This window comes from Neisseria sp. P0009.S007, assembly GCF_051962515.1.
Genome location: NZ_JBQCVF010000088.1, coordinates 1 through 9,386 on the forward strand (window position 1 = coordinate 1; position 9,386 = coordinate 9,386).

Annotated in this window: 5 protein-coding genes; 4 read left to right on the forward strand and 1 reads right to left on the reverse strand. The window is 38.7% G+C overall.

Translation table 11 applies throughout. From position 1 onward, the window contains the following. The first annotated feature begins 299 nt into the window (after nucleotides 1–299). The 4 genes from ACTHS3_RS08625 to ACTHS3_RS08640 are packed head-to-tail and all read left to right on the forward strand — an operon-like array spanning nucleotide 300 to nucleotide 9,031. Nucleotides 300–3,281, forward strand: a complete 2,982-nt coding sequence (locus tag ACTHS3_RS08625; protein ID WP_440367690.1) for a helicase-related protein — start codon at nucleotides 300–302, stop codon at nucleotides 3,279–3,281. Beyond that, nucleotides 3,278–3,946 carry a DUF4391 domain-containing protein gene (locus ACTHS3_RS08630; protein WP_070608676.1) on the forward strand — a complete coding sequence of 223 codons (669 nt, stop codon included), beginning with the start codon at nucleotides 3,278–3,280 and terminating at the stop codon, nucleotides 3,944–3,946. The genes ACTHS3_RS08625 and ACTHS3_RS08630 overlap by 4 nt, the downstream gene beginning before the upstream one ends. A gap of 26 nt (nucleotides 3,947–3,972) precedes the next feature. Next, nucleotides 3,973–5,850 (forward strand): site-specific DNA-methyltransferase, encoded by a 1,878-nt coding sequence (locus ACTHS3_RS08635; protein ID WP_210385482.1) that lies wholly within the window; start codon nucleotides 3,973–3,975, stop codon nucleotides 5,848–5,850. A gap of 16 nt (nucleotides 5,851–5,866) precedes the next feature. Continuing rightward, complete coding sequence (locus ACTHS3_RS08640; protein WP_070608678.1) at nucleotides 5,867–9,031, forward strand: type III restriction-modification system endonuclease; 3,165 nt, start codon at nucleotides 5,867–5,869, stop codon at nucleotides 9,029–9,031. A gap of 124 nt (nucleotides 9,032–9,155) precedes the next feature. Here ACTHS3_RS08640 and ACTHS3_RS08645 read toward each other — a convergent pair. Continuing rightward, on the reverse strand, nucleotides 9,156–9,386 hold a 231-nt coding region (locus tag ACTHS3_RS08645), incomplete at its 5' end, for a formate/nitrite transporter family protein (protein WP_440367693.1).

Genomic DNA, 9,386 nt, shown 5'->3' on the forward strand with positions numbered 1-9,386 from the left:
GAATGAAGGTTATAGATAATATTAATCAATTGTTGGGTGAGGATTTAAAAGGAAATATTGGTTTAGAGTCTAAAATTAGTATTGCTTCATCTATTTTCTCTATCTATGCTTATTCTTATTTAAAAGAGGAAATAGAAAATATCTAGGAGCAGCGCTTTATTTTTACTTCTCCCACTTTTGTTCCTGAGAAAGCAGCCTCTCAAGAAAAAAAGGAAATCAGTGAGTTTACGATTGAGCAGAATAATCGAGAAAACAATTTATATGGTACAGAATTTGAAATTCATTTAAAAAATAAATTAATGCAAAAAGCTATTGCTCATGAGTGTGCGGAATGGATACGCAAAAAAGTCCAGTTTAAGTCGAATAAGACCAGTGCATTTATGCAAGATTTAATTGCAGTAGAGTCATCGCCTAATGAAGCAATTATTTATTTACAATCACAAGGGTTTACACCTGTTGGATTAGGTATAGAGCAGAGTAATGCTATTGGGAATATTGTAAGTTGTATTGATGATCTGCCTTTTAGCCAGCAGTATCTTAACCTTTTTGAACAAATTTGGCAGGACGAAAGCAAATTAGAAGATGTGACGGAGGAGGTCATTCGTCATATTGAATCAGTTTATGAAGAAAATGCGCCTAATCGTATTTACTTTTTAATTTTATATAATATCTTCAAAGAGTTTCTTAATGATATAAATGAAGATGTTATGCCTAACAATAGAACTGGATATCAAGAAACGCAGGTATGGAAACAGCTGTATAACTTTCAAAAAGATGCAGCTATCGGCATTATTAATAAATTAGAAAATTACAATGGTTGTATTTTGGCTGATAGTGTGGGTCTAGGGAAGACTTTTACAGCACTGGCAGTAATCAAATATTATGAATTACGTAATAAAAGTGTTTTAGTACTTTGTCCGAAAAAATTAGTAGCTAATTGGACAAATTATAATGCAAATTTAATTACCAATCCTTTTGCTAAAGATCGGTTTAACTATGATGTATTGTTTCATACCGATTTATCGAGAGATTCGGGCATAAGTAATGGCGTTGATTTAAGTAAAATCAATTGGAGCAATTATGATTTGGTTGTGATTGATGAATCGCATAATTTCCGTAATCGTGACACATTTAAAGATCGGAAAACCCGTTATGATCGGTTAATGGATCAGGTAATTCAACAAGGCGTAAAAACCAAAGTTTTAATGTTGTCTGCTACCCCAGTAAATAACCGCTTTACAGATTTGAAAAACCAGCTTGCTTTAGCTTATGAAGGTGAGTCTGGCAATTTAGAAAGTAAGATCAATACACAATACGACATTGAAACCATATTTCGCCGCGCACAAGCACAATTTAATTTATGGAGTAAATTGCCTCCTGAAAAGCGTAATACCCAGGCAATTTTAAAAATGTTGGATTTGGATTTCTTTAAATTGTTAGATAGCGTAACCATTGCCCGCTCACGAAAACACATCCAAACCTATTACGATACAAGCAGCATAGGTACATTTCCAACACGTTTAAAGCCAATATCCTATCAATGTGGTATTGCAACGGATGATAGCATCGATTTAAATCAAATTTATCAGCAACTATCTTCTATACGTATGTCTGTTTACGCACCTGTAAACTACATTCTGCCAAGTAAGCAGAAAAAATATGAAGAAAAATTTGATACTCGTACCGGCCGAGGTGGACATTTTACTCAAGCCGACCGTGAGCGCAGCTTGCAAGCCTTGATGACAACTAATTTACTGAAGCGCTTGGAAAGCTCTATACATGCTTTTCGATTGACTCTAACTACTATCCGCGACCAAATTACCAGTGTCTTGAAACGAATAGAAGACTTCAATAAAAACAAAACCAATAGCGAATGGGATATTGATAATAATTTAGCTGTTGAATTGGCTGAGGGTGAAGAAGGTAGTAGCGAAGACTACATTGGAAAACGATTAAAAATCAATTTAGCTGATATGGATACCTTGTCTTGGGCTCAAGATTTACAAGGTGATTTGGATATTGTAGATAATCTATTACAAACCATTGTTTCTGTTACTTATGAGAGGGACGCTAAATTACAACATTTAAAACAGCAAATTGCCCATAAGCTTGCCCAGCCAATAAATGAAGGCAACCGTAAAATTATCGTCTTTACGGCCTTTGCTGATACTGCAGATTACCTGTATCAAAACTTGGCAGAAGAGATGTTGGTAACGCATGGCATTCACAGTGCAAAAATTACAGGCACCAGTAACCAGTCCACTATTAAAACCATGCCAAACAATCGTGCAGGTTATGATATGCAGGGCTTACTGACTTTATTTTCACCCCTATCTAAGCAAAAAGCAGATATCTTTCCGAGTGAGCAGCGAGAGATTGACTTATTAATTGCCACTGACTGTATATCCGAAGGTCAAAATTTACAAGATTGTGATTATTTAATCAATTATGACATTCATTGGAACCCAGTACGGATTATTCAACGATTTGGACGAATTGATCGAATTGGTTCACAGAATAGTGTTATTCAGCTAGTAAATTATTGGCCAGATATAAGTTTAGATGATTACATTAAGCTGCGTGAACGTGTAGAAAGCCGCATGGTAATTGCAGATATGGCAGGTACAGGCGATGATAACGTACTCAGCGCACAATCCAACGACATTGCCTATCGACGAGAACAATTAAAACGTCTACAAGAAGAAGTATTGGATTTGGAAGATGCCAATGGTGGCGTATCCATTACTGATTTAGGTTTAAACGATTTCCGTATAGATCTGCATAATTATCTAGAAGCTAATCCGCAAATCAAGCGCTTGCCACTTGGTTTGCATGCTGTAGTGCCTGCCAATACCGAATTAGGATTATTACCCGGCGTGATTTTTGCCCTGCGTAGCCGTAAAGGGCAAACTGAACGTAACCCAAACAACCGTATACATCCTTATTTTTTAACCTATATCAGTACCGATGGCGAGATTATCCAAAATTATACCGAAGCCAAGCATATTTTAGACGTTATGCGTAAAATCTGCCGACCTCATGGCGAACCAATCCCTTCAGCTTATCATTCATTTAATAAGAGAACCAAAGATGGGCGTAATATGAAACACTATTCTGATTTGCTTGAAAAATCAGTGGCTGCGATTCAAAACCGTAAGATCGAAAGCGATTTAGACAGCCTGTTTTCCGCCCACCAAACAACAGCCTTAGAAAACGATACCGCAGGCAGCAATGATTTTGAACTGATTGGTTTTATCGTGATAGAAGAAGTAAGCAAATGAAACTTTACCAATATCCGCACAATGCTTATGTCGGTACCAATATTCCCAAAAACCGCCTTTATCAACAAGGAAAAGGCGGTGTAGCCATCGAGCAGCTATTTATCGACGAAATTGAGAAGATTACTTGGCAATTTAAATTGTCTGCTGCCACGCTCAATCTTCAGGTTGATGAAAAGCTTCCTGAATTTCAAATTTTCCACATACAGGCACGCGTACCGCAAATCAGTGAAAGTATATTGCACTATATCGATAAACAAATCCCTAGCCCGATTATTTTTGAAATAGAATACCGCAACAAAATTACAGTGGCTGCTGCCTATAAGCGGATTAGTCTGGCGGATGGCAATAAAAGTGTGCAAGACCGATATTATTTTTCAGACGGCCTACCAGCTGATACAAGCCGTCAACCGTTACCGTTTTATCTTAAACTTAGCGATTTATACGCCCATTTAATCGACCGATTATTACCGTTGTCTGCCAACACCAATATCATGCCGTCTGAAAATATCCAGCAACGGCTGATCCAGGCGCAAGAGCGGCAGCAGTTACAAAAACAAATCGACCAACTTAAAAGTCGAATCAAAAAAGAAAAGCAATTCAACCGCCAGGCTGAGCTTAATCAGCAGTTGGCACATTTAGAACAAACATTAAACCAATTCAAGTAACCGCAAAAAATTCAAGGAAAAGCATCATGACAAGCAAACTTAAAATGCACAGCCCGGATTTAACCGAAGACAACATTGCTAAAATCGCCGCACTGTTTCCCAACTGCATCAGTGAAAGCCGTGATGAACAAGGTCGTCTGAAACAAGTGGTGGATTTTGATTTGCTGCGTCAAGAATTATCCGACGTAATTGTCGAAGGCGAGCAAGAGAGATACCGCTTGGATTGGGTGGGCAAAAAAGAAGCCATACTTGCCGCCAACGCGCCAATAGCCAAAACCTTGCGTCCAAGCCGCGAAGAAAGCGTCAATTTCGATTTCACAGAAAACCTATTTATCGAAGGCGACAATTTAGACGCGCTCAAACTCTTGCAGGAAAACTATCTCGGCAAAGTCAAAATGATTTATATCGATCCGCCTTATAACACTGGTAAGGATTTTATTTACAACGACGACTTTTCTGAAAGCAGCGCAGAATTTTTTGCTCGTTCTCAGCAATTTGATGGAGAAGGCAACCGCCTGATTGCCAATACTGAAAGCAATGGCCGTTTTCATTCCGATTGGCTTTCTATGATGTACAGTCGTCTGAAATTGGCGCGGAATTTATTGGCCGATGATGGCGTAATTTTTATTTCTTGTGATGATAATGAACAGGCGAATTTGAAGCGGTTGTGTGATGAAGTTTTGGGTAGTCATAATTTCATTGCAAATATTATTTGGGAAAAAGTACATACTCGGAAAAATTCTTCTAAATATTTTTCTACTAGTCACGAAATTATTATTGGGTATGCAAAAAATAAACTTGAATGGGATAGGATATTACTTCCACGAGAGGGTGAAAATATATATAAAAATCCAGATAATCATCCTAAAGGTCCATGGAAATTAGACCCTATAACAGCGCATAATAAATATAGTGCTGATTATAAGATAACTAAACCTAATGGGGTTGTTTTATCTAGACCACAAGGAAGGTATTGGAGTTTTAGTGAAGAAACACTGAAAAAGAAAATTGAGAATAATGAAATTGTTTGGGGTGAAGGTGATAGTTATCCCATGGTTAAACGTTTTCTTTCTGAAACACAAGATGGGTTAGTTCCTACTACAATATTCAATAGGGTTTTTGCTGGCGATACCTCAACATCAAAAAAAGAGTTAGATTCTTTACTGGAAAATCAAGGGCTTTTTGATTATGCAAAACCGACACTATTACTTAAACGACTAATGCAAATATCATGTAGAGAGGGTGATTTAGTTTTAGATTTTTTTGCAGGTAGTGGTACAACGGCCCATGCTGTCATGCAACTTAATGCCGAAGACGGTGGCAACCGCCGTTTTATTATGGTTCAGTTACCCGAGGCCACCGATGAAAAATCCGAAGCATTCAAAGCTGGTTACCCGACCATTGCCGAGATTTCCAAAGAGCGTATCCGTCGTGCTGCCTCTAAAATCCGCACCGATTTTGCCGATAAACTGCCTGAAGATTGGGATGGTGGTTTCCGTGTGTTGAAAGTGGATTCGACCAATATGAAAGAGGTGTATTACCGCCCTGATGAAGTATCACAATCAGATTTATTGGATATGGTGTCGCATATTAAAGAAGACCGAAGCGGCGAAGATTTGCTGTTCCAAGTGATGTTGGATTGGGGCTTGCCGCTGTCGTTGCCGATTCAGGAGCGAGATGTGGACGGTAAAAAAGTCTATTTTGTCGGCGAAAAATCTTCGCTTGGCTATGCGCTGGCGGCTTGTTTTGATGAATTAAACGAAGCGGTAATTCAAGCTGTAGCCGCTGAAATACCGCAAAAATTCGTTTCCGTTGAATATGCTATCAGTAAAGATGCGGATAAAACCAATATCAAGGAATGGTTCAAACAATTATCGCCTGAAACAGACGTGAAGTTTATCTAAGAAGGCTGAGTGAAAAATGGAAATTAAATTCAAGTCCCTCAAATATCAGGAAAATGCGGTTCAGGCTGTAGTGCAATGTTTTCAGGGGCAGCCCAAAAATGCGGGCTTCAGCTATCGCCGTGATTTGGGCATACCAAAGTCGGCAACTCCTAAAGTTCAGACGGCCTTATTTGACACAATGCCGTCTGAAACAAAAGAAACAATCAGCGAGATGGGTTTTGCCAATGCACCTATTCAAGATTTGAATTTGGTGCTGAAAAATATCCAAGCAGTTCAGACGGCCTCGGGTTTGAATAAATCATTAACATTGGTAACTGAAGATAAAGATAAAGGTAAAAAACGTAACCTGACTTTCAGTCCGCTCAATCTTGATGTGGAAATGGAAACAGGTACGGGTAAAACCTATTGCTATATCCGCACGATGTTTGAATTGAATAAGCAATACGGTTGGAGCAAGTTTATTATTGTGGTGCCGAGTATTGCGATTCGTGAAGGTGTGGCCAAAAGTATGTCGATGATGGCGGGGCACTTTCAAGAACAATATGGCAAAAAAGCGCGCTTTTTTATCTACGATTCCAAATCCTTGCATAATCTCGACAGTTTCAGCTCAACCGCTGATATCAGCGTGATGATCATCAATGTGCAGGCATTTAATGCGACGGGTAAAGACAACCGACGCATTTATGAAGAATTAGATGAATTCCAATCACGACGCCCGATTGATGTGATTGCGAAAAACCGCCCGATTTTGATTTTGGACGAGCCGCAAAAAATGCAGGCAGATAAAACGCTGGAATCGTTGTCAAATTTTAAGCCTTTGTTTATATTGCGTTACTCTGCTACCCACAAACGCCAATATAATTTGGTCCATCGTTTGGATGCGCTGGATGCTTACAATCAGAAATTGGTAAAAAAAATCAGCGTAAAAGGTATTGAGGTTAAGGGTTTATCTGGCACGCACGAGTATCTGTATCTGGAAAATATCTCTGTTTCTAAATCTGCACCAGTAGCGCATTTGGAAATTGAGGTAGAAACGCAAAAGGGTTTCAGACGGCAAACGCGTAAAGTGCAAAAAGGCGATAATTTGTATTCGTTGTCGAATAATGCCGAGCAATACGCCGACCGCTATGTGGTGGTGGAAATTGATGCGCGCGCAGGTTTCGTGGAGTTTGAAAACGGTAAAAAGATTTATATCGGCGAGGCTTTGGGCAATGTTGATGAAAAAACCATGCGTACCATCCAAATCCGCGAAACCATACGTGCTCATTTGGATAAAGAGCACGCCTTATTTCACTTGGGTATTAAGGTGTTGAGCTTATTCTTTATCGATGAAGTGGCTAAATATCGTGTGTACGATGAAAATGGTACAGCACTCAATGGTGAATATGCGGAAATCTTTAAGCGCGAATATGAAGCTCAAGTGGCACACCGTCTGGCCGTTTTGGATTTGGAAGAAGACCCATATTGTGATTATTTACGCAGTATCGATGTAGATAAAACGCATAATGGCTATTTTGCAGTTGATAAGAAAACCAAGCATTTTGCTGACCCGAGTATTGATAACAAAAAAGAGCAACTATCCAATGATAGTGATGCTTATGATTTAATTTTAAAAGACAAAGAGCGCTTATTGTCTTTTGAAGAACCGACACGCTTTATTTTCTCGCATTCTGCCTTGCGCGAGGGCTGGGACAATCCGAATGTGTTTGTGATTTGTACGCTTAAACATTCAGACAGCAGTATTTCACGTCGCCAAGAAGTTGGCCGAGGCTTGCGTTTGGCTGTTAACAGCAAAGGCGAGCGCATGGATGCAAATTATTTTGGTGTAATTAGTGAAGTACATAAGTTGAATAATCTGACTGTTGTAACCAATGAAAGCTATAAGGACTTTGTTAGTAAGTTGCAAACGGAAATACGTGAAAGCTTGCAATCGCGCCCAACCCAAGCAACGCCTGAGTATTTTAAAGATAAAACTTTTACACTTTCAGACGGCACCAAGAAAATTATTTCTTTGGAAGAGGCAAAACAGATTCATAAATATCTAACGCGCAATGATTATATCGATGATAACGATCATATCCTTCCTGCTTATCATGAAGCCAAAGACACTGGCACACTGGCAGAAATATCTGAAAATTTACAGCCATTTCGGGAATCTATATTTAATCTGATTAACAGCATTTTTGATCCGAAATCGGTTGAAAGTATGACAGAAAATGCTAATAAAAATCAGCCGAATCCGATTAATCCAGAAAACTTAAGCCGTAAAGAATTTCAAGATCTATGGAGTAAAATCAATCAGAAAGCTGTATTCAAGATTGCATTGGATAGTGAGAAATTAATTAAAGATGTTGCGAAGGAAGTTGATAAAGTCGCACATGATCGAAATCACAAATTTGTAGAAACTTTAAGTTATACTGTATCCGGTAGCACGCAAAAAGATGAGATTTCTTTGGAGGCTTTAGAGAGCAAACAGGCTTTCGGTAAAGTACAAACTGAGAGGCTACAAGCGAATATATCCGTTCATTCCTCAGTAAAATATGATTTACTAGGCGAAATCGCTGAACAGACTAATTTAACACGGAAAACTGTTGCGCGTATATTACAAAGTATTAATGCTGCTGTTTTTAGTCAGTTTAAGCATAATCCGGAAGCGTTTATCCGTGAACTCAGCTTGATTATTAATCAGCAACAAGCACAAATGCTGTTACAGCATTTAGAGTACAGTTTGACTGAACAGCGTTACGAACAGAATGACATATTTATTAGTAATGAGGTTTCTCGTGATGCACTTAAGCTAGAAAAACATGTCTTTGAATATGCTGCGACAGATTCAAAAATTGAGCGTGAGTTTGCCCTTGCTTTGGATGGTGCTAAAGAGGTTGTGGTATATGCTAAGTTACCAAACCGTTTTCAAATCCCAACGCCATTTGGTGCATATAATCCAGACTGGGCAATTGCCTTTGATGGAAATCAAGTAAAGCAAATTTACTTTGTTGCTGAGACTAAGGGAAGCGTAGATACTAGTCAACTACGTGAACAGGAGCACAACAAAATTAAATCTGCACGTAAGTTTTTCGATGAGTTAAACAAAAAACAAAATGCTTATGGCACGAAAGTACAGTATGATGTAGTTGATTCTTTTGAGCAATTAAGAGAGGTATTGTTTACTTCAGAATAGGCTATTCAGCTAAAAACAATCTTGCAACCTTGTAGGGGTAGTATTATGGTAAAGGCCGTCTGAAAAATAACGATAAAACAAAACCTGCTTTCTCAAAAGCAGGTTTTGTTGTTTATAAAGCAGGCTATTCGGCACTATATTTCAGCATATCTTTATAAGTATAAAGATAAGATGCGCCAACAAAGGATGCGCCACCGATGACATTGCCCAGGAATACGGGAATCATGTTGAAGAAAAATTGTCCCCAAGTGATGTTTGCACCTGCCAAAATACCTGCGGGGATAACGAACATATTGGCGACAAGGTGTTGGAAGCCGTTTAATACGAAAATCATGACGGGGAACCAAATGGCCAG

Excerpts from the sequence above, each read along its gene's own strand:
- ACTHS3_RS08625 (WP_440367690.1), top strand. The coding sequence starts at position 300 with ATGCAAAAAGCTATTGCTCATGAGTGTGCGGAATGGATACGCAAAAAA.
- ACTHS3_RS08630 (WP_070608676.1), top strand. The coding sequence starts at position 3,278 with ATGAAACTTTACCAATATCCGCACAATGCTTATGTCGGTACCAATATT.
- ACTHS3_RS08635 (WP_210385482.1), top strand. The coding sequence starts at position 3,973 with ATGACAAGCAAACTTAAAATGCACAGCCCGGATTTAACCGAAGACAAC.
- ACTHS3_RS08640 (WP_070608678.1), top strand. The coding sequence starts at position 5,867 with ATGGAAATTAAATTCAAGTCCCTCAAATATCAGGAAAATGCGGTTCAG.